The sequence below is a fragment of the Micromonospora sp. ALFpr18c genome (assembly GCF_008868155.1).
Lineage (GTDB): Bacteria > Actinomycetota > Actinomycetes > Mycobacteriales > Micromonosporaceae > Micromonospora.
Map to the genome: position 1 here is coordinate 21,736 of NZ_WBKR01000002.1, position 19,695 is coordinate 41,430.

Genomic DNA, 19,695 nt, shown 5'->3' on the forward strand with positions numbered 1-19,695 from the left:
GCGCGAGGGCCCGCACCGATCGCTCGGTACGGGCCCTCGTGGTGCTGTTGCCGACGTCAGCCCTGAACGACGTTCAGGTTGAACGAGGCGGTCACCTCGGGGTGCAGCTTGATCTTCACCGGGTAGCTGCCGGTCGACTTGATGTGACCGGGCACCTCCAGCCGGCGGCGGTCCAGGACCGGACCGCCAGCGCCCTTGACGGCGTCGACGATCTCGGCCGGGGTGACCGAGCCGAAGAGCCGGCCGCCGTCGCCGGCGCGGGCCTTCAGGCTGACCTTGAGGCCCTCGAGCTGACCCTTGACCTCGTTGGCGTGGTCGAGGTCGCGGATCTCACGGGCCGAACGGGCCCGCTTGATGACCGTGACCTGCTTTTCCGCGCCCTTGGTCCAGGCGATCGCGAAGCCCTGCGGCAGCAGGTAGTTACGGCCGTAGCCGTCCTTGACCTCGACGATGTCGCCCGGGGCACCGAGGCCGGAAACTTCCTGAGTCAGGATGATCTTCATATCGGTGCCTCCTCTCAGCGGGTGGTGGCCGTGTACGGCAGGAGCGCCATCTCGCGGGCGTTCTTGACCGCACGGGCGATCTGCCGCTGCTGCTGCGAGGTCACGCCGGTCACCCGTCGAGCGCGGATCTTGCCGCGGTCGGAGATGAACTTGCGCAGCAGCGCGGTGTCCTTGTAATCGATATAGGTGATCCCGTCCTTGTCGAGCGGGTTCACCTTCTTCTTCGGCTTACGAAGTGCCGCAGCCTTGGCCATTGCACGTGCTCCTGGTTTGCGATCGCGGGCGCTCGGCGCCATTAGAACGGAGGCTCCTCATCGAAGTTGGCGCCCGAACCGGCACGCGCGGGAGAGGGTGCAGCCGAGGCCCAGGGGTCGTCGAAGTTGCCTCCGCCGCCACCCTGGTTGCCACCGCCACCGCCACCGAAGCCGCCGCCACCGCCACCGGAGCGGGACATCTTCTGCACCTTCGCCGTGGCGTAGCGCAGCGATGGGCCGATCTCGTCGACCTCAAGCTCGATGACGGTGCGCTTCTCACCCTCGCGGGTCTCGTACGACCGCTGACGCAGTCGACCCGAGACGATCACGCGGGCGCCCCGCTGGAGCGACTCGGCGACGTGCTCCGCCGCCTGACGCCACACGGTGCAGGCCAGGAAGAGCGGCTCGCCGTCCTTCCACTCGTTGGTGGTCTTGTCCATGAACCGGGGCGTCGAAGCGACCCGGAACTTGGCGACCGCCGCACCGGACGGGGTGAACCGCAACTCGGGGTCATCGGTCAGGTTGCCGATGACCGTGATGGTGGTGTCTCCTGCCATGACCATCTCCTCGCGCACTCAGCGTCTCGACGTACAGGCTCGCAGAGCAGTACGACAGAGCCGCGGAGGCTGATCCGGGCGAACCGGGGTTGAATGCTTAGCGCATCTCCGGCCGGATGACCTTGGTGCGCAGCACGGACTCGTTGAGGCGGAGCTGACGGTCCAGCTCGGCCACGGCAGCAGGGGTGGCCTGCAGGTCGACGACGGCGTAGATGCCCTCGGCCTTTTTGTTGATCTCGTACGCGAGGCGCCGGCGGCCCCACACGTCCGTCTTCTCAACGGAGCCACCCGCGGTCCGGATCACGTTCAGGTACGTGTCGAGCGACGGGGCGACGGTGCGTTCCTCGAGGCTGGGGTCGAGGATCACCATGATCTCGTAATGACGCAAGACGTGCTCACCTCCTGTGGGCTAGGCGGCCACGGTCCTTCCGTGGCAGGAGGTCGTGCGTCGCTGCCCGCACGTGCCGGGGGAACCCGGCCGGACGCGGACAACCTGACCAGGATACCCGGTCCGGACGATCATGCCCGGGGTGGTCGGGTCGTGGGCCGGGCATGCCGACGGGGGCCCACCGTCCGACCGCCATTGGTCGGTGATGAGCCCCCGTCAACGAGGCCGCGGGGCGTCCCGTCCGCATTCCTTGGGTGGGACCTGGGGAGGAACGACCACACCGATGAGGTTGGACCGAAGACGCCCCGCGGAGCTTTATCGTGTTGTTACCTGACGATACAACGGCTCTCGTACCTTCTCGGGGGAAAAAGCACAAATTTCCGAGATTGTTCATCGGTGAGAGTCGGGTCTGCCACGTGGGCCGCCCCCGCCTCGCCGGGCCGCGCGGCGGGGGTGACCTCGCTGTCGGTCCGTCGGTCACCGGCTGCCGTACGCGGCGCTCGCGCCGTCGGCGGTACCGGGCGTCGACCGCCGGCTCCATCCCATCAACGATCGTCGGTCCGTCCGGTGACGCGACCCCTCCCCGACACCACCCCGACCGTCGCTCCGCCTGTCGGGCTCGCGACGTAGGCTCGCTCGCATGCGTATCGGAGCCCACGTCGATTCGACCGACCCGCTGGCGGAGGCAGTCGCCCGGTCCGCCGACACCGTGCAGTTCTTCCTCTCCGACCCACAGGGGTGGAAGGCCCCCAAGCCGCGGGAGGACGCCGAGCGGCTGCGCACGGCCGAAGTGGATCTGTACGTGCACGCGCCGTACGTGATCAACGTGGCGACCCTGAACAACCGCATCCGGATCCCCAGCCGCAAGCTGCTGCTCGGGCACGCCACCGCGGCCGCCGAGATCGGCGCCAAGGGTCTGATCGTCCACGGTGGGCACGTCAACGCCGGGGACGACCTGGCCGTCGGCTTCGACAACTGGCGCAAGACCTTCGCGTACGCCGCCGACTCCGGCGGCTTCGGCGTCCCCGTCCTGATCGAGAACACGGCCGGCGGTGACAACGCGTGCGCCCGACGGCTGGATGCGCTCGCCCGACTCTGGGACGCCATCGGTGACCACGAGGTGGGCTTCTGCCTGGATACCTGCCACGCGTTCGCGGGCGGCGAGGAACTGCTCGGTCTGGTCGACCGGGTCAAGGCGATCACCGGACGGATCGACCTGGTGCACGCCAACAACTCCAAGGGTGCGTTCAACTCCGGCCAGGATCGCCACGACAACCTGGGCGGCGGGACGATCGACCCGGAGCTGGTGGTCGCGGTGATCCGGGCGGCCGGCGCGCCGGTGGTCGTCGAGACCCCGGGCGGTGTCACCGGTCAGGCCGCCGACATCGACTTCCTGCGTCAGCAGCTCGGCGCGGAGAGCACGGCGGCATGACGACCGGACAGCCCGGGACCGGGAACGCCCGGCCCACCCCCGTCGGCGAATCGGACATCCCTGAGGACGCCGCAGCCACGGACGTCGGCCCCACGGCTACCGCAACCAAGGACGACACAGCCAAGGACGACACAGCCAAGGACGACACGGCCAAGGACGACACGGCCGAGGCCGCGACGCCTGCCGCCCACCTGACCAAGGACAAGGCGGCCAAGGGCTGGTTCGGCAGGCGGAGGACCGCGAAGGGCAAGGGCGCTGCTGGCCTGTCCGCCGAAGGCGGTGCCCCGAAGGCGGACGCCGCCAAGGGCGGCGACCCGACCGACGGCGCGACGCCCGGCGACGACGCCGACGGGAAGACGGGCGCCGACGGAAAGACGGCGGAGGGTTCCGACCGCTGGGTGGCCTTCGCGTCCGCACCCGAACCCGTGCCCTCCCGACTCGCCCGCGCGGGCCGGGCAGTGGGCCGGTCCCTGATCCACGAGTGGACGCTGGCGAGCCTCGCTGCGCTGGCCCTGGCCGTGCTGATGACGTGGCCGACGCTGCGCTACCCGCGCTACACCCTTCCGCAGGACTACTGGGATCCGAGCCTGCAGGCGTGGCAGATGGCCTGGTCCGGGCACATCCTGCTGGCCGACCCGGCGCGCCTGTGGCAGTCCAACACGTTCTTTCCCGAGCTGTGGAGCTTCGCGTTCTCCGACACGCTGCTCGGCTACGCGCCGGCCGGGATGCTCGGCAGTGGCCCCGAGGACGCGGTCCTGCGCTACAACATCATGTTCGTGCTGGCGCACGCGCTCGCGACGCTCGGGGCGTACGCGCTGGCCCGGCAGCTCGGCTCGGGTCGGATCGGTGCCGCGGTCGCCGGTGTCGGATACGCCTACGCGCCGTGGCTGCTGGCCCAGGCCGGGCACCTGCACGTGCTGTCGAACGGCGGCATCCCGTTGGCGCTGGCCATGCTCGCCCGTGGGCACGGCTGGTCGCTGCGGCACGGCTACCGGCCCGAACGCCGGCACGACGGCTGGGTGTACGCCGGTTGGCTGGTCGCGGCCTGGCAGCTCAGCCTCGGCTTCGGCATCGGTCTGCCGTTCGCGTACTTCCTCGCCGGTGCGGTGCTCGTCGCCGCGGTCCTGTTCCTCGTTCGCCGGCTCCGGACCGGTGAGGCCCTGCCGTTCGGCCGCCGGCTGCTCGTGGCCGACGTGCTCGGCGGGATCTTCTTCGCCGCGGTGGGTCTGCTCCTGGCGTACCCGTACTTCAGGGTGACCGAGCTGCACCCGTACGCCGAGCGCACCATCGGTGACATCAGCATCTTCTCGCCGCCGGCGTCCGGTTTCGTGACCGCGCCCGCCGAGTCCCGGATCTGGGGCGGACTGCACGAGGGTGCCCGCGCGGCGCTGCCGTGGCACCCGGAGATGACGCTGCTGCCGGGCTTCGTGCTCTACGCGCTGGCCGCCGGCGGGCTGTTCTTCTCGGTGTGGCGGCTGCGGCACCGGCTGCTGCTGCTCGCCGGGGTGCTGGTGACCATGGTCCTCGCGATGGGCACCCGCTTCTTCGACGGCACCTTCACATACCTGCCACTCTTCGAGCACGCACCGGGCTGGAACGCGCTGCGTACCCCGGGCCGGTTGATGTTGTGGGCCACGCTGCTGCTGGCCCTGCTCGCCGCGGGCGCGGTCACCGCGCTCACCGAACGGGTGCGTGACCTGGCCGCCCAGCGGATCCCGTCCTGGCCGGGGCCGTGGCTGCGGCTGGCCACCCTGCTGCCGCTGCTGCTGGTGACCGTCGAGGGTCTGAACACCACCCCGCATCCGGTGGTGCCGACCCAGCCGGCGGCTATGCGCACGGTGGCGGGGCCGCTGCTGGTGCTGCCCAGCAACCAGAGCCTGGACCAGCACGTGATGCTCTGGTCGACCAGCGGATTCCCGGACGTGGTGAACGGTGGCAGCGGCTTCACGCCGCGACAGCTCGACGACGTCCGCCGGCTGAGCCAGTCGTTCCCCGACCAGACCAGCGTCGACTACCTGCGTACGCTCGGCGTCCGCGCGGTGGTGCTGCTGCGCGGTCAGGTGCCCGGCACGCCATGGGAGATCACCATCGACGCGCCGGTCGAGTCGCTCGGCATCACGCGGCAGGATGTGGGCGACGCTGTGGTGTATCGGCTCTGAGGCCTTTGGTCAGGCTGCGTCCGTGGCTTGGTGTCAGCTGGTGCTGATCGCGGGCTCCGGTTCGGGGTTGTCTGCTCGGCGGCGCCAGCGGTCCAGCCAGGGGGCATCCGGTGCGCCGTCGAGGACCCCGCCGTCCGGGTCGTCCGGGTAGTTGGTCCGTACCGCGTCCCGCTCGGGGTGCAGGATCTCCTTGCCGACCAGCACACACAGCACCACCACGGTGGCCAGTCGCAACGTCGACGCCAGCACGAACACGCCCTCCGGGAAGACCGGACGGCTGGTGGCCGCGCCGAGCAGTTCGCCGTAGAAGGCGACGAAGTAGCAGACCTCGGCGATCTGCCAGGCCAGGAAGGCACCCCACTTCGGCCGGGCCAGCACCACCAGCGGCAGCAGCCAGAGCACGAACTGCTGGGACCAGACCTTGCTGAAGATGAGGAACGCGGCGACCACGAGGAACGCGAGCTGCGCCAGCCGCGGCCGGCGCGGCGCCCGCAACGCCAGCACGGCAATGCCGAGGCAGGCCAGCCCGAAGAGGGCGTACGAGATGGTGTTGAGGGTGGGAATGTTGACGTTCAGCCACTCGAACGGGCCGAGCCGGGTGGGGTCGCCGCCGACCTTGCCGTCCAGGTAGCGCCCGATGTACCAGAGCGTCCCCCAGTCGATGGGCCGGGTGGTGTTCAGCTCGAAGAACCGGTCCCAGTTCTCCGGGTACCACCGGGCCGCCGGCAGGTTCACCAGCACCACCGCCGTGATCGCCGTGCCGATGGCGACGAGTGCCGCGCGGATCCGGTCGGCGCGCAGCGCCAGGATGAGGATCGGGCCGAGCAGGAACAGCGGCCAGAGTTTCGCCGCTCCCGCGAGACCCAGCAGTACGCCGGCCACCGCTGGTCGTCGCCGTGCCCAGGCCAGCAGGCCGAAGGCGGCCAACCCGATGGCGAGCAGGTCCCAGTTGACGGTGGCGGTGAGCAGCAGGGCCGGGGCGAGCGCGAACAGCGCGGCGTCCCAGGGTCGTCGGCGGCGCAGGGCGAGGATCACCGCCACGGTGGCCACCGCGAGCGCGCCCAGCACCAGCGCGTTGAGGTTGTAGAACCACTGGCCCTGGTTGATGCTCGGGTCGCCGTCGCCCACGGCGTGCACGGGCAGGCCCAGTGCCCCCATGAAATAGCCGGTGAGCACCGGGTACTCCACCGGGTGGTCGCGGTAGGGCACCTTGCCCTCGTTGAGCCCTTCGGCGTAGTAGAGGGCGAGGACGTCGGTGTAGCAGAACCGGGTGTACTGGACGTTGTTCTGCCAGGCACCGTCCTGGCAGGGAGACTTCTGCACCCAGTGCAGGGCGAGCGTGAGGCAGGCCAGCGCCAGCACGATCCGGACGGCCGTCCAGAACCGGTGTTCCCCGCCGGCCGGTCGGTTCAGTGCCGTCGCGTGGTCGCCCAGCGGTCCGCCGATCGCGCCGGAGATGCCGCGAACGAACCCGTCGGAGCGGGACGGGTGGTCGGTGGTTCCGGCGTCGTCGATGCCGGGCGTCGACTGGGTGCTCATGACAAGGCATCCTGCCGTACGGCGGGGGTGCGCGTCCCGGCGCGGCGCGGAGATCCGGGTACGGAAACGCCGCAGCCGGTCGGACAGGTCGTCCGGCCGGCTGCGGCGTCGGTTCCACGAGTGCGGGTCAGTCCCGGGTTGTCGGTGTCAGGCCGGGCAGCAGCCCACCACCGGCGCCGCCATTTCCACCGCCGCCGGGACCGCCGGGACCACCCGGACCGCCGGGACCACCCGGACCGCCGCCACCGGGGTTCGGGCAGAACGGGTCGGTCAGCGGGTTACAGGGCTGCCCGCCGGGCAGGCCCGGAATGGTCGGCGGCGGCGCTGCCGGCTCCTTGCCGTTGCCCCTTGTGGTGTCGCCCTCGCCGGTGACGCTGGGCAGGGAGATCTCATCCTGCCCCTTGAGGGCGGCGTTCAAGTACTTCTCCCAGATCAGGCCGGGCAGCGTTGCGCCACTGATGTGCTTACCGTTGGCGAGGCGGATCTGGGGCTTCTTCGGATCCCGACTGCCCACCCAGACGACGGTGGCGTTCTGCGGCGTGTAGCCGACCGTCCACGCGTGGGCGTTGTCATTGCTGTCGTACTCCCAGGTGCCGGTCTTGGCGGCGGCCTGGCGGCCGCCCTCGAGCGTCAGGCCGTTGGGCTTCGGGATCTGCTTCAGGACACCGGTGACCTCATCGGTGATCCTCTTGTCGATCCGCTGCTCCGGCTTGATGCGCTCGCTGCCGACGACCTTCCACTTGCCGGTGTCCTTGTCCTGCTGCTCCACCTTGATGACGAAGTGCGCCTTGATGTACTTGCCGTCATTGGCGAAGGTGGCCATGGCGTTGGCGTGGTCGAACACGGTGATCGGGTACTTGCCGAAACCGGTGTAGTTGTCGAAGGGGTTCGGCTCCTTCTTCGACAGGTCAAAGGCCTTCGGCGGGTCGACACCCCACATGGTGGTCACGCCGGCCTTACGGGCCATGTCGACCACCTTCCCGGCGCCGATCTCCTTGGTGACCCAGTAGAAGGGCACGTTGTACGACTGGATCGTCGACTCTTCGAGCGTGCAGTACTTGCCGCACTTGAGGTTGGTACGACCGGCGTTGCCGATCGCCACCGCGGAACCCTCGGGCTTGTACGGCGTGGGGTCCCAGTGCGACTTCACCGAGATGCCGGCCTCGATCGCGGCGGCCAGGGTGTACACCTTCATCGACGAGCCCGGCTGGTGGCCACCGGCCAGGTCGCCGTACTGGTCGAGGTTCTTGCCGGCGTAGTCGAAGTCCGTGCCGCTGTCACCGCCGTAGTAGGCGAGCACGCGGCCCTTCTTCGGGTCGATCGAGACCATGGCCGCCATCAGGTTCTTCGGCTGCTCGTTGAGCTCGGAGCCCTTCTTCGACTGCATTGCGAGGTTTTCGGCAGTCGCCTGGAGCTTCGGATCGATGGTGGTGGTGATCCGGTAGCCGCCGTCCCGCAGGGCGTCGAAGCAGCTCGTCTTGCCGTCCGCGCCGCTGTTGGAGCAGAGACCCATCTGGTCCATCTCCCTGCGGACGTAGTTGATGACGTTGCCGCGCGGGCTGTCGACGCCGAACCCGTTGCCGCCCTTCTTCGGCGGCAGGACCTTGGGGTACTCGGTGGGCGCCGGCGGGTGGTTGGCGGAGTCCAGCCAGCCCTCCTGCTTCATGCCACCGATCACGTAGTCCCAGCGGGTCTTGGCGTCGGTCGGGTTGACCGCCGGGTCGTAGCCTTTGTGGGTGTTGGTCGCCGAGGGCTGCTTGATCAGCGCGGCCAGGACCGCACCCTCGGCGGGGCTGAGCTTCACCGCCGACTTGCCGAAATAGGTCTGCGCCGCCGCCTCGATGCCGTACGCGCCGCGTCCGAAGTAGATCACGTTCAGGTAATGCTGCATGATCTCTGGCTTGCTGTACCTCTCGTTCAGCTTGGAGGCGAGGATCGCCTCCTTGACCTTCCGACCGTACGTGTCGTCCTTGAGGTTCTCGAACGCGTTGCGGGCGTACTGCTGGGTGATCGTCGAGGCGCCCTGCTTGTCGCCGTTGGAGACGTTGTTCCAGGCGGCCCGGACGATGCCCTTGTAGTCGACACCCGAGTGCCGGTAGAAGTTCCGGTCCTCGGCGGCGGCGACCGCGTCCTGCACGTGCTGCGGGATCTGGTCGATGGTGACGAAGGTGCGGTTCTCGCTGCCCAGCTTGGCGAGCTGGGTCTTGCCGTCCTTGGCGTACACGGTGGTGGACAGCGGCAGCGGCATCTCGTCGGGCATGACCACGTTGGTCGAGTAGTAGGTGAACCCGACCACACCGATGCCGGCGAGCATGATGAAGACGGCGAAACCGGCGATCAGCAGGTTCATCCGCTTGCGCTTCTTGGCGCGGGCCGCCCCGGCCGGATCACCCGGGCCACGACCGCCACGACCACCGCGCCCCGGACCGTTCGGTCCGCCGGGGCCACCTGGGCCGCCGGAGACCGGGGAGACACTCGCCCTGGCGACGGCGGCCCGACCACCGACCGACGCCGAGCCGACACTGGCCCGACCGGCCGAGGCGGCGCCCACCGCGGCGGCGCCGACCGTGGCCCGACCCGCCGGCGCGCCGGGCGCCGGGGACACCGGCACCGAGGCCCGGCCCGCTCCGGCACGACCGGCGGCCACACCGGGCGCCGGTGACACCGGCACCGAGGCACGGCCGCTGCGGCCCGGCGTGGCCGACCCCACCGAGGCGGACCCGGCCGCACCACCGCGCGGCGGCACCGCGGCGGAACCACCCACCGACGCGCGACCGCCTGCGGGCCGTGGTGTCACCGAGGCACGGCCCGGGGGCGCCGCGCCCTCCTGGGCCGACCAGCCGCTCCCGCCGGAGTCACCGCCGGTCTGGCGGTGCGCGTCGTTCGCGCCCGGTCCGGGGTCACCGTCGAGGCCCGGGTACTGGGCCCGTCCGCGCACAGAACTGGGATCGCCGTACGAGTTCATTCCTCACACCCTGCCGGTCGCGGTGGGGCGCGACTGCGCCGCCACCGGGTTGCCGTGAGTTGCTTCACCCGGGACGACGGCACGGGGGTGCCGACCCTCCGGGGTCATTGCTGGATCAATCGGGCCAATCAGAACAACGGGCGGTCGGCCGTCCCGGTTCATGTCTGCGGCCCCGGGGCCGGTCGATCCAGCTGAGATCACCGTTGCGCCTCTCGCCTCCGCCGACCCGTGCCCTCGGCGCCCGCCGCGTCCTGCTCGCCGGCGCTGTCGCCGTCGGCAGTGAGACCGTCCCGGCCGAGCAGGTACTGCTCGACGAGATGGTTCCAGTCACAGCCGAGGCACACCTCCACCACGAAGACCTGAAACTCACGCAGCGTCATCGCCAGCACGGGCAGCTCGGACAGTGTCCGAGCCTGGCCGGCGGACTGCTTGAGTTCGTCACCGTAAATGTAGTGGACGAGCGTCAGATTCTCGCTGCGGCAGATGGGGCAGCGCCGGTCGGTCGGCTCGCCGTGGAACCGAGCCGCGTTCTTCAGGTACGGCGACGCGTCACACACGTCGTACGTGCCGACCCGGCCGGCCAGGAGCTCACGCAGCACCGCTCGCTTCTGAAGCGAGTAGTCGACGACCTGGCGCTGCGTACGCATGCGGAGAAGGGTACGCGGTCCGGCCCGACCAGGCGACCATGGTCACGATCCGTGACGGAAGCGTCTCGGAACGCGGGTTTGCCCTGGCCCCCGCGACCCGCTAACGTGCGATGTATCGGTCCGATACATCGCGGCGGTTACCAATCCGCGCCGGAGGGTGATAGAGAGGGTGGCCAGTGCTCGAATTCGCCATCCTCGGCCTCCTGCAGGAGTCTCCGATGCACGGCTATGAGCTGCGCAAGGAGCTGACCGCCAAACTCGGTGCGATCCGGGCGGCGATCAGCTACGGCTCGCTCTACCCAACCCTGCGCAGGTTGCAGGCGGCGGGATGGATCACCGAAGCCGCCGAGACACCCGCCACCGCCGAGGAGGTTCCCGCGCTGACCAGCCGACGAGGTCGGGTGGTCTACAAAATCACCGCGGAGGGCAAGGAACGCTTCGCCCAGCTGATCGCACAGGCCGGGCCCGAGACGTACGACGACACGGGCTTCGGGGTGCACTTCGCGTTCTTCGCCCGGACCGACCAGGCGACCCGACTCCGCATCCTGGAGGGTCGCCGCCGCAAGATCGAGGAGCGTCGCGAAGGACTTCGTGACGTGCTGGGCCGGGCGGCCGAGCGCCTCGACGCTTACACCTTGGAACTGCAGCGCCACGGCCTTGACGCCTGTGAGCGTGAGGTCCGCTGGCTGGAGGAGCTCATCGCCAACGAGCGCTCCGGCCGAGCCCCGACGGCCCCGCACCTGGGGTCGGCCGGTGGCCGACGAGAAGACAACAGCCCGCCTCCGCCTGGAGAGACCAGGAAAGAGCGGCCGTGACAGAAAAGAAGGAGGCAGACGCTATGGGCTCCGTCCGCGTCGCCATCGTCGGTGTGGGTAACTGCGCCTCGTCCCTGGTTCAGGGCGTCGAGTACTACCGGAATGCCGACCCGAACGACCGCGTCCCGGGTCTCATGCACGTCGCCTTCGGCGACTACCACGTCAACGCCGTGGAGTTCGTCGCGGCATTCGACGTGGACGCCAAGAAGGTGGGCATGGACCTCGCGGAGGCGATCGTCGCCAGCGAGAACAACACCATCAAGCTCTGCGACGTGCCGCCGACCGGCGTGTCCGTGCAGCGCGGTCCGACCTTCGACGGTCTGGGCCAGTACTACCGCGAGATCGTCGAGGAGTCCGACGCCACCCCCGTCGACGTGGCGCAGGCGCTGCGTGACGCGCAGGTCGACGTCGTCGTCTGCTACCTCCCGGTCGGTTCCGAGCAGGCCGCCAAGTTCTACGCCCAGGCCGCGATCGACGCCGGCTGCGCGTTCGTCAACGCCCTGCCGGTCTTCATCGCCTCCGACCCCGAGTGGGCCCAGAAGTTCACCGACGCCGGCCTGCCGATCGTCGGTGACGACATCAAGAGCCAGGTCGGCGCCACCATCGTGCACCGCGCCCTGGCGAAGCTCTTCGAGGACCGCGGTGTCGAGCTGCTGCGCACGTACCAGCTCAACTTCGGCGGCAACATGGACTTCATGAACATGCTGGAGCGCAAGCGGCTGGTCTCGAAGAAGATCTCGAAGACCCAGTCGGTCACCTCGCAGATCCCGCACGAGATGAGCAAGAGCGACGTGCACATCGGCCCGTCGGACCACGTGCCGTGGCTGGACGACCGCAAGTGGGCGTACATCCGCCTGGAGGGCCGCTCGTTCGGTGACACCCCGCTCAACGCCGAGCTCAAGCTCGAGGTGTGGGACTCGCCGAACTCGGCCGGCGTCATCATCGACGCGGTCCGGGCCGCGAAGATCGCGCTGGACCGGAAGATCGGCGGCCCGATCCTGTCGGCCTCGTCGTACTTCATGAAGTCCCCGCCGGTGCAGTACGCCGACCACGACGCCCACCAGGCCGTGGAGGAGTTCATCGCCGGCGAGGTCGAGCGCTGACGCGCTGAACACCACGCACGACCGAGGGCCGGGTCCGAAAGGACCCGGCCCTCGCCGCGTTCAGTGCCGCCGTGGGTACGGCGACCGCATCACTTCCAGCTCGGCGTCCCCTGCTTGGCCGCCGCGGCCCGCTTCGCCCGGCGGTCCTCGGCCGACTCGGCGCTACGCGCCGACGCGCCGGCGGAGAACGGCAGGATGTCCGGGTAGACCTGTCCGACGCCGATCACGAACGCCACCACGTCGATGATGATGTGGGTGGTCCGGGCGGCGTAGACGGAGATGACGTCGCTGAAGTCCTCGTCGTAGCCGACACCCGACATGAACGAGTTCGAGATCACCTGGTTGGGCAGGTAGTTGATCGTCGAGAAGTTCGCCGGACGCGGGCTGCCGTACGGGAAGATCTGCACGAAGCCCGAGGCGACCGCGGTCGTCACGGTGAGGTTGCCGAAGAGGGCGTCGCTGAAGAAGACGAAGTCGCTCAGGTCGAGGTGGATGGTCTGCCCGTCGCGCAGGCGCCCCGAGCTGTCCAGGGTGGTCGACGAGGCGTTGAGGATCCGAGCGCGCGACCCGGCCGAACGGGTGTCCACGACCCGCTGCGGCACGATCGACACGATCTGGTTCGAGTTGCCGGTCGTGTGCACGTACTCCAGGTACTTGCCGCCGCCGTACTCGGCGACCACCTGAAGGTTGCTGGCGCTGTCCATGCCGATCGAGCCACCGGGCGAGTCCGGGTGCAGGTAATCCCCACTGGGCGTGAGCCGCAGCGCCGGTCGGGCCAGCACCGCGCCATCCGAGGTGGCGGTGCTCGTGTTCGCCAGCTGCAGCGTCGGCCCGGCCGCGGTGCTGGTCAGCGTGGTGATGGTGGCGCCGGCGGCGTTGGTGCCGCCCTGGACCACCGGGTCGCCGGGCGCGGCCTGGGCCGGCGCGGCGACAGCGGCGCCCACCACGGTGGTGCCGGCGACGCCCGCCGCCACGGTGCCGGCGCGGCGCAGCAGCCGGCGGCGGTTCACGGTCTTGTCCTCGTGCTCGGTCATCGGTCCCCCGCAGAGTCGGTTAAATGACGCCCGATCATGACGGTTGTCGCGGGGTGTCCACATCGACCGATCGGTCGATAAACGAGAGACCTTCCCGAGGGGGGCGGACCGGTCAGGACCACGCCTGCTGGAGGGCCACCCGGGCCTCCAGCTCCAGCAGGTGCACCTTGCGCGGCAGGCCGCCTCCGAACCCGACGAGCCGCCCACCGGCCCCGACGATGCGGTGGCACGGCACGATGACCGGGATCGGGTTGCGGTTGCAGGCGACACCCACGGCCCGGGCGGCGCCCGGATCGCCGACCCGACGCGCGACCTCGCCATAGGTCAGCGTCTCGCCGTACGGGATGAGGGTCATCTCCCGCCACACGGCCCGCTCGAAATCCGAGCCGCGGGAGATCGCCACCGGCACGGTGAACCCGGTCAGCTCACCGGCGAAGTACGCCCGCAGCTCGGCGACGACCTGCCGGGACGGCGTGTCGTCCGGCTCGTCGGCGGCCCCGTCGACCCGGCCGAAGTGCGCGCCACAGACGCTCACGCCGTCGCTGGCCACGGAGAACTCGCCGATCGGCGAGTCGAGCACAGTCCAGCGCATCCACCCATTGTCCCCGACCCCGCGACCGTTGCCGACTCCCGCCCTGCGTTGCGTCACGTCGATACCGTGCAGGTCGTGGCCACGGGGACGCTCATCTTTCTCATCATCGGCGGTGCCGGTGTGGCGGTGCTGGCGCTCGCCCTGCTCGGCACCGAGCTGCTCCACTTCGGGCACGTCGACGTGGACGGGCCGATCTCGGTCGAGACGGTCGCCGGCTTCGCGGGTGCGTTCGGGTTCGGCGGTGCCATCGTCAACGAACTGCTCGGCGCGCGTACCCCTGCCATGATCGCGGGCGCGGTGGCCGGCGGCCTGCTCGCGGCCGTGCCCACCGGGTGGCTGGCCTCGCGGTTCAGCCGCGCGGCCCGGAACATGCGCACCGACCCCACCCCCACCCGGGACGACCTGGTGGGCGCGCTCGGCCTGGTCGTCACGCCGGTGCCGGTCAACGGCTACGGCGAGGTCCGGGTACGGGTCGCCGGCCAACCGGTCAAGCTCAACGCCCGCGCCGACCAGCCGATCCCGATCGGTGCCCAGGTCTTCGTCGTGCAGGCGCTCAGCGAGACCAGCGTGCACGTCGAGACCTACTGAACTCCTCTCACAGACGGGACGTCATCCATGCCCCTGCTGATCGCCATCGGCGGCGCGGTCCTCCTCGTACTCATCCTGGTGTTGTTCGTGCTCTCCCGGATCAAGGTGGCCGGGCCGAACGAGGCGTTCATCGTCACCGGCCGCAAGGGCCGCACCACGCAGACCGCCGACGGCGCCCGATCCACCGACAACTCCGGGCAGAAGGTCGTGCTGGGCGCCTCGGTGTTCGTGCTACCGGTGGTGCAGAAACTCCAGTCTCTGGACCTGTCCAGCCGGCGGATCGACGTCGGCATCCGGGGCGCGGTGAGCAAGCAGGGCATCCGCGCCGACCTGCACGGCGTGGCGATCGTCAAGGTCGGCGGCACCGAGGACGCGATCCGGGCCGCCGCCCAGCGGTTCCTGCACCAGCAGGACGAGATCGACAACTTCACCCGGGAGGTGCTGGCCGGCGCGCTGCGCTCGATCGTCGGCCGGCTCACCGTCGAGGAGGTCATCCGGGACCGGGCGGCGTTCGCCAGCGCGGTCGCCGAGGAAGCCGAACACTCGATGACCAACCAGGGTCTGGTGCTGGACACCTTCCAACTCCAGGACATCCTCGCCGAGGGCTCCTACCTGCAGGACCTGGGCCGGCCGGAGGCCGCCCGTGTCCTCAAGGACGCGGCGATCGCCGAGGCGCGGGCCCGGCAGCAGGCCGAGCAGGAGCGGCTGCTCGCCGAGGAGGCCATCGCCGAGGCGAACCGGAACCTGGCCCTCAAGCAGGCCGGCATCCAGGCGGAGATCGACGCGGCGAAGGCGAAGTCCGCCGCGGCCGGGCCACTCGCCCAGGCGGAGCGGGACCAGGCGATCCTCTCCGAGCAGCAGAAGGTCGCCGAGCGCAACGCCGAACTCAAGCAGCGCCAACTGGACACCGAGGTGCGCAAGCCGGCCGACGCGGCCCGGTACAAGGTGGAGCAGGAGGCCGAGGCATCCCGCAACGCGGCCGTGCTGAACGCCGACGCGCAGCGCCAGGCCGTGATCGCCGCCGCGCAGGCCTCCGCCGAGCAGGCCCGGCTCACCGGTGAGGGCGAGCGGGCGCGACGGGCCGCGCTCGCCGAGGCCAACGCCATCGAGGGCGCCAAGGAAGGTGAGGCCGAGCAGCGGCGGCGCTCCGCCATCGCCGAGGCCGTGGAGCGGGAGGGTCAGGCCGAAGCGGCGGCCATCCTGGCCAAGGGTGAGGCCGAGGCCGACGCGATGGCGCGCAAGGCCGAGGCGTTCGCCGCGTACGGCGAGGCGGCGGTCCTGGACCTGCTGGTCAAGGTGCTGCCGCAGGTCGTCGAAGCGGCCAGCGCCCCGATCGGGGCGATCGACAAGATGACCGTCATCTCCACCGACGGCGCGTCGTCGCTGACGAAGTCGGTGGCCGGCAACGTGGCCCAGGGGCTCCAGCTCGGCAGCGACCTCACCGGCATCGACCTGGCCGGTCTGCTCGCCCGGCTCGGCTCGGCGTCCACCCCCGGTGGCAACGGCACCTCGACCGGCAAGGGCGTTGCCTCCGTCGACGGGACGGCCGTCGAGACGCGCTGACGCCGTACGCCGACGGGCGCCGCTCCCGGGGTCGGGGGTGGTGCCCGTCGGCGTACTCGATCAGGCCCTCGGCGGGCTACTCGATCAGGCCCTCGGCACGCGCCCAGCGCAGCAGCTCCGCCTCGGCGGCGTCGCGGTCCAGCGGGCCGTGCTCGAGGCGCTGCTCCTTGAGGTGCTTCCAGGCCCGTCCGACGACCGGCCCCGGCGGTACGCCGAGCAGCTCCATGATCGCGTTGCCGTCCAGGTCGGGGCGGACCCGCGCCAGGTCCTCCTCGGCCGCGATCCGGGCGATCCGGTCCTCCAACGCGTCGTAGTCGGCGGCGAGCTGAGCCGCCTTACGCCGGTTGCGGGTGGTGCAGTCCGAGCGGGTCAGCTTGTGCAGCCGGGGCAGCAGGTCACCCGCGTCGGCGACGTAGCGGCGCACCGCGGAGTCGGTCCACTCGCCCCGCCCGTACCCGTAGAAGCGCAGGTGCAGCGCGACCAGCGCGGTCACCTTCGCGGTGATCTCCTTGGGGTAGCGCATCGCCTTCATCCGGGCCTTGGTCAGCCGGGCGCCCACCACCTCGTGGTGGTGGAAGCTGACCCGGCCGTCGGACCCGACGGCCTTCGTCGCCGGCTTGCCCACGTCGTGCATGAGGGCCGCCATCCGCAGGATGAAGTCGCAGCCCTCCTCCTCGAAGGAGACCGCGTTCTCGACGACCGTCAGCGTGTGCTCATAGACGTCCTTGTGCTGGGCGTGCTCGTCGATCTCCAGCTTCAGCCCGGTGAGCTCCGGTAGGAACCGCTCGGCCAGCCCCGTGTCGACCAGCAGCCGCAGGCCGGTGATCGGGTCGGCGCCGCAGAGCAGCTTGGTGAACTCGTCACGGATCCGCTCGGCGGTGATCCGGTCCAGGTCCGCCGCCATCTCACTCATCGCCCGGTGCGCGTCGAGGTGGACGACGAAGCCAAGCTGGGCGGCGAAGCGCGCGGCCCGGAGCATCCGCAGCGGATCGTCACCGAACGACTCACGCGGCGTGCTGGGGGTACGGATCAGCTTGGCCGAGATGTCCTCCAGCCCGCCGTGCGGATCGGCGAACCGGTGATCGGGGAGGCTGACCGCCATCGCGTTGATCGTGAAGTCGCGCCGCTTCAGGTCCTCGTCGAGGCTGGTGCCGTACACCACCACCGGGTTGCGGCTGACCTGGTCGTACGACTCGGCCCGGAAGGTGGTGATCTCCAGCCGGAGGCCGTCGCGCTGGGCGCCGATGGTGCCGAACTCGCGGCCGGTATCCCAGATCGACTCGGCCCAGCCCTTGAGGATCCGCAACGTCTCGTCAGGGTGAGCGTTTGTACAGAAGTCGAGGTCGTCGCCGAGCCGACCGAGCAGCGCGTCCCGGACCGAACCGCCCACCAGGTGCAGCTCGTAACCGGCACGGACGAAACGACGGCCCAGCTCGTCGGCGACCGGGGAGACCCGGAGCAGTTCGGCGACGGCGTTGCGCTGCGCGGCGGTGAGATCGCGGCGGGCGGCGGCGTGGGGAGCGGAGGCTTCGGACATGGGATCGCCAGCTTATCGGGCCCGGTCAGCATCGCGTTCGCCGGACGCCGTAACGACCGATTGACTATAATTTGTCCCATTCGGGTCGATGCCCGGCTCGTGTACCTCTGGGAGGCTGGAGATGAGCGGCGGGCTCGACCGCAGCGCGGACGCCCTGCGGGACGGCGGTGCGGAAGCCGAGGTCCGCCCCTCCGACAGCGCCACCTTCATCTCCGCCGAGCCGCTGAACCAGCCGGCCATGGAGTCGACCGCCCCTCCGCAGGAGCAGGTGGACGAGGCGAGCGCGGCGACCAACAGCGCGGTGATGGCGATCGGCAGCCTGGTCAGCCGGGGCACGGGCTTCCTGCGTACGTTGGCGTTGACCGCCGCGCTGGGTGGCGCGCTGGTCGGCGACGCGTACACGACGGCGCAGATCCTGCCCGGCATGGTGTACGAGTTCCTACTCGGCGGCATCCTCACCAGTGTCCTGATCCCGGTGCTGGTCCGCCGCCGGAAGTGCGACAGCGACGGCGGCCAGGCGTACGCCCAGCGGTTGTTGACCCTCGCGGTGCTGACCCTGGGGGCGGCGACCCTGCTGGCGGTGCTGTCGGCGGGCCTGCTGACCAAGCTCTACGCCGGCGACGACACCGGGAAGAACTTCCGGGATCTGGTCACGGCCCTGTCCTACCTGATGTTGCCGATGATCTTCTTCACCGGCCTCAGCGCGTTGATCAGCGCGGTGCTCAACACCCGGGGGCACTTCGCCGCCCCGATGTGGGCGCCGATCCTGAACAACATCGTGGTGATCGGCACGGCCGGGCTCTACATCGCGATTTTCGGCGCGGAGATCGTCCGGCCCGACGAGATGACCACCGGCCGGATCGTGTTGATCGGCGGCGGCACCCTGCTCGGTGTCGCCATCCAGGCCGCCGGGCTGCTGCCGGCACTACGCAAGGTCGGCTTCCGCTGGAAGCTGCGGTTCGATTTCCGCACCCTGGGGCTGCGCGAGCTGGGCCGGCTCGGTGGCTGGATGGTCTGCTACGTCGCGGTGAGCCAGGTCGGCCTGATCGTGCTGTTCAACCTGCTCAACCGGGCCGGCAAGGAGAACGCCGCCGGCCCACTGATCTACAACAACGTGTTCCTGCTGCTGATGATGGCGCACGGCATCATCGCCGTCTCGATCATCACGGCGCTGATGCCCCGGATGAGCGCGGCCGCCGCCGACGGCCGGTACACCGACGTCGCCGACGACCTGTCGCAGGGCACCCGGACCGTCTCGGCGGTGCTCGCCCCCATCGCGGTCTGCTACGCGGTGCTGGCCACCCCGCTGTCGGTGACGCTGTTCCGCTACGGCGCGTTCACCGACGAGAACACGGCCGACACCTCGCTGGTGCTGCTGCTGGCCGCGCTGGCACTGGTGCCGTTCGCGATCAGCCAACTCTTCATCTTCGCCTTCTACGCCCTGCCGGACACCCGCACCCCGGCACTGATCAACATTCCGGTGGTGGCGTTGCGGATCGGCGTGCAGGTGGTGCTCTACGTCGCCTTCGCCGCCCACTTCGCCGCGGCCGGAATGATGATCGGCAACGCGGTGTCCTACCTGGCTGCGGCATTCGCCTCGGCCTGGCTGCTGCGACCCCGGGTCGGCCGGATCGGGATGGGTGCCATCCTGCGCACGCTCGGACGGGTGGCGGTCGCCGCGCTGGGTGCCGCCCTGGTCGGGCTGCTCGTGGTGAGTCTGCTGCCCGGCGGCGACACGCCGAGCCGGATGCAGGCCGTGCTCCAGCTCGTGATCGGCGGCGTGGTGATCGGCGGGACGTACCTGGGCCTGGCCGTGGTGCTGCGGATCGGGGAGATCACCGAGGTGGTCGGTATGGTCCGCCGCCGCTTGAGTCACTGACCGCCAGCATCCGATCACACGGTGGCCCACCACGGAACGTGACCGCAGATCACCAGCCTGGGGATGCACCTGTGGATAACTCCGCGATTCGCCGGTCAACAACCGGATCGTCCTGTGGATAACCAACCGTACGGATGAGC

17 protein-coding genes are annotated in these 19,695 nt (G+C 70.1%); 7 read left to right on the forward strand and 10 right to left on the reverse strand.

Annotation, left to right across the window (positions count from 1 at the left end; genetic code table 11):
* Positions 1–56: 56 nt before the first annotated feature.
* The 4 genes from rplI to rpsF all read right to left on the reverse strand — a co-directional run bounded on the left by rplI (position 57) and on the right by rpsF (position 1,702).
* Positions 57–503, reverse strand: a complete 447-nt coding sequence (gene rplI, locus F8271_RS00855) for a 50S ribosomal protein L9 (RefSeq protein WP_151487665.1) — start codon at positions 501–503, stop codon at positions 57–59.
* A 14-nt stretch (positions 504–517) separates the two neighbouring features.
* Positions 518–757 carry a 30S ribosomal protein S18 gene (rpsR, locus tag F8271_RS00860; protein WP_013289355.1) on the reverse strand — a complete coding sequence of 80 codons (240 nt, stop codon included), beginning with the start codon at positions 755–757 and terminating at the stop codon, positions 518–520.
* A gap of 41 nt (positions 758–798) precedes the next feature.
* A complete protein-coding gene (locus F8271_RS00865) occupies positions 799–1,332 on the reverse strand; it encodes a single-stranded DNA-binding protein (RefSeq protein WP_192580087.1) in 534 nt (177 codons plus the stop codon).
* A 79-nt stretch (positions 1,333–1,411) separates the two neighbouring features.
* On the reverse strand, positions 1,412–1,702 hold the full coding sequence (rpsF, locus tag F8271_RS00870; RefSeq protein WP_007073791.1) for a 30S ribosomal protein S6: 291 nt from the start codon (positions 1,700–1,702) through the stop codon (positions 1,412–1,414).
* A gap of 640 nt (positions 1,703–2,342) precedes the next feature.
* Here rpsF and F8271_RS00875 point away from each other — a divergent pair.
* On the forward strand, positions 2,343–3,134 hold the full coding sequence (locus tag F8271_RS00875; protein WP_151487667.1) for a deoxyribonuclease IV: 792 nt from the start codon (positions 2,343–2,345) through the stop codon (positions 3,132–3,134).
* Positions 3,131–5,293, forward strand: coding sequence for a hypothetical protein (locus tag F8271_RS00880; RefSeq protein ID WP_151487668.1), 2,163 nt, complete (start codon positions 3,131–3,133; stop codon positions 5,291–5,293). Before F8271_RS00875 ends, F8271_RS00880 begins: the two co-directional genes overlap by 4 nt.
* A 33-nt stretch (positions 5,294–5,326) precedes the next feature.
* On the opposite strand, the gene F8271_RS00885 is transcribed toward F8271_RS00880, so the two are convergent.
* From F8271_RS00885 to F8271_RS00895, 3 genes are all read right to left on the reverse strand, one after another.
* Positions 5,327–6,832 carry a glycosyltransferase family 87 protein gene (locus tag F8271_RS00885; protein ID WP_151487669.1) on the reverse strand — a complete coding sequence of 502 codons (1,506 nt, stop codon included), beginning with the start codon at positions 6,830–6,832 and terminating at the stop codon, positions 5,327–5,329.
* 127 nt (positions 6,833–6,959) lie between these two features.
* Positions 6,960–9,797 carry a transglycosylase domain-containing protein gene (locus tag F8271_RS00890; RefSeq protein WP_151487670.1) on the reverse strand — a complete coding sequence of 946 codons (2,838 nt, stop codon included), beginning with the start codon at positions 9,795–9,797 and terminating at the stop codon, positions 6,960–6,962.
* A gap of 197 nt (positions 9,798–9,994) precedes the next feature.
* Entirely contained in the window at positions 9,995–10,444 is a 450-nt protein-coding gene (locus F8271_RS00895; RefSeq protein WP_151487671.1) for a DUF5318 domain-containing protein, read from the reverse strand.
* A 176-nt stretch (positions 10,445–10,620) separates the two neighbouring features.
* On the opposite strand from F8271_RS00895, the gene F8271_RS00900 reads away from it, so the two are divergent.
* Together F8271_RS00900 and F8271_RS00905 are read left to right on the forward strand one after the other, a co-directional pair.
* Positions 10,621–11,259: a PadR family transcriptional regulator gene (locus tag F8271_RS00900; protein WP_151487672.1), complete on the forward strand. Its 639-nt coding sequence runs from the start codon at positions 10,621–10,623 to the stop codon at positions 11,257–11,259.
* 23 nt (positions 11,260–11,282) lie between these two features.
* The gene (locus F8271_RS00905; protein WP_139588081.1) at positions 11,283–12,362 is read left to right on the forward strand and encodes an inositol-3-phosphate synthase; all 1,080 of its coding nucleotides are present in this window, start codon (positions 11,283–11,285) and stop codon (positions 12,360–12,362) included.
* A gap of 89 nt (positions 12,363–12,451) precedes the next feature.
* Here the strand turns inward: F8271_RS00905 and F8271_RS00910 are convergent, their stop codons facing one another.
* Entirely contained in the window at positions 12,452–13,396 is a 945-nt protein-coding gene (locus F8271_RS00910; protein ID WP_151487673.1) for a hypothetical protein, read from the reverse strand.
* A 112-nt stretch (positions 13,397–13,508) separates the two neighbouring features.
* Complete coding sequence (locus F8271_RS00915; protein WP_151487674.1) at positions 13,509–13,988, reverse strand: methylated-DNA--[protein]-cysteine S-methyltransferase; 480 nt, start codon at positions 13,986–13,988, stop codon at positions 13,509–13,511.
* A gap of 66 nt (positions 13,989–14,054) precedes the next feature.
* Here F8271_RS00915 and F8271_RS00920 point away from each other — a divergent pair, with 66 nt between their 5' ends.
* Together F8271_RS00920 and F8271_RS00925 are read left to right on the forward strand one after the other, a co-directional pair.
* Positions 14,055–14,576, forward strand: coding sequence for an NfeD family protein (locus F8271_RS00920; RefSeq protein WP_225854085.1), 522 nt, complete (start codon positions 14,055–14,057; stop codon positions 14,574–14,576).
* A gap of 27 nt (positions 14,577–14,603) precedes the next feature.
* The gene (locus F8271_RS00925; protein WP_151487676.1) at positions 14,604–16,139 is read left to right on the forward strand and encodes a flotillin family protein; all 1,536 of its coding nucleotides are present in this window, start codon (positions 14,604–14,606) and stop codon (positions 16,137–16,139) included.
* A gap of 76 nt (positions 16,140–16,215) precedes the next feature.
* Here F8271_RS00925 and F8271_RS00930 read toward each other — a convergent pair whose 3' ends face one another.
* Positions 16,216–17,676 (reverse strand): CCA tRNA nucleotidyltransferase, encoded by a 1,461-nt coding sequence (locus F8271_RS00930; RefSeq protein ID WP_151487677.1) that lies wholly within the window; start codon positions 17,674–17,676, stop codon positions 16,216–16,218.
* A gap of 121 nt (positions 17,677–17,797) precedes the next feature.
* Here F8271_RS00930 and murJ point away from each other — a divergent pair, with 121 nt between their 5' ends.
* Complete coding sequence (gene murJ / locus F8271_RS00935) at positions 17,798–19,555, forward strand: murein biosynthesis integral membrane protein MurJ (RefSeq protein ID WP_151487678.1); 1,758 nt, start codon at positions 17,798–17,800, stop codon at positions 19,553–19,555.
* Positions 19,556–19,695 lie beyond the last annotated feature (140 nt).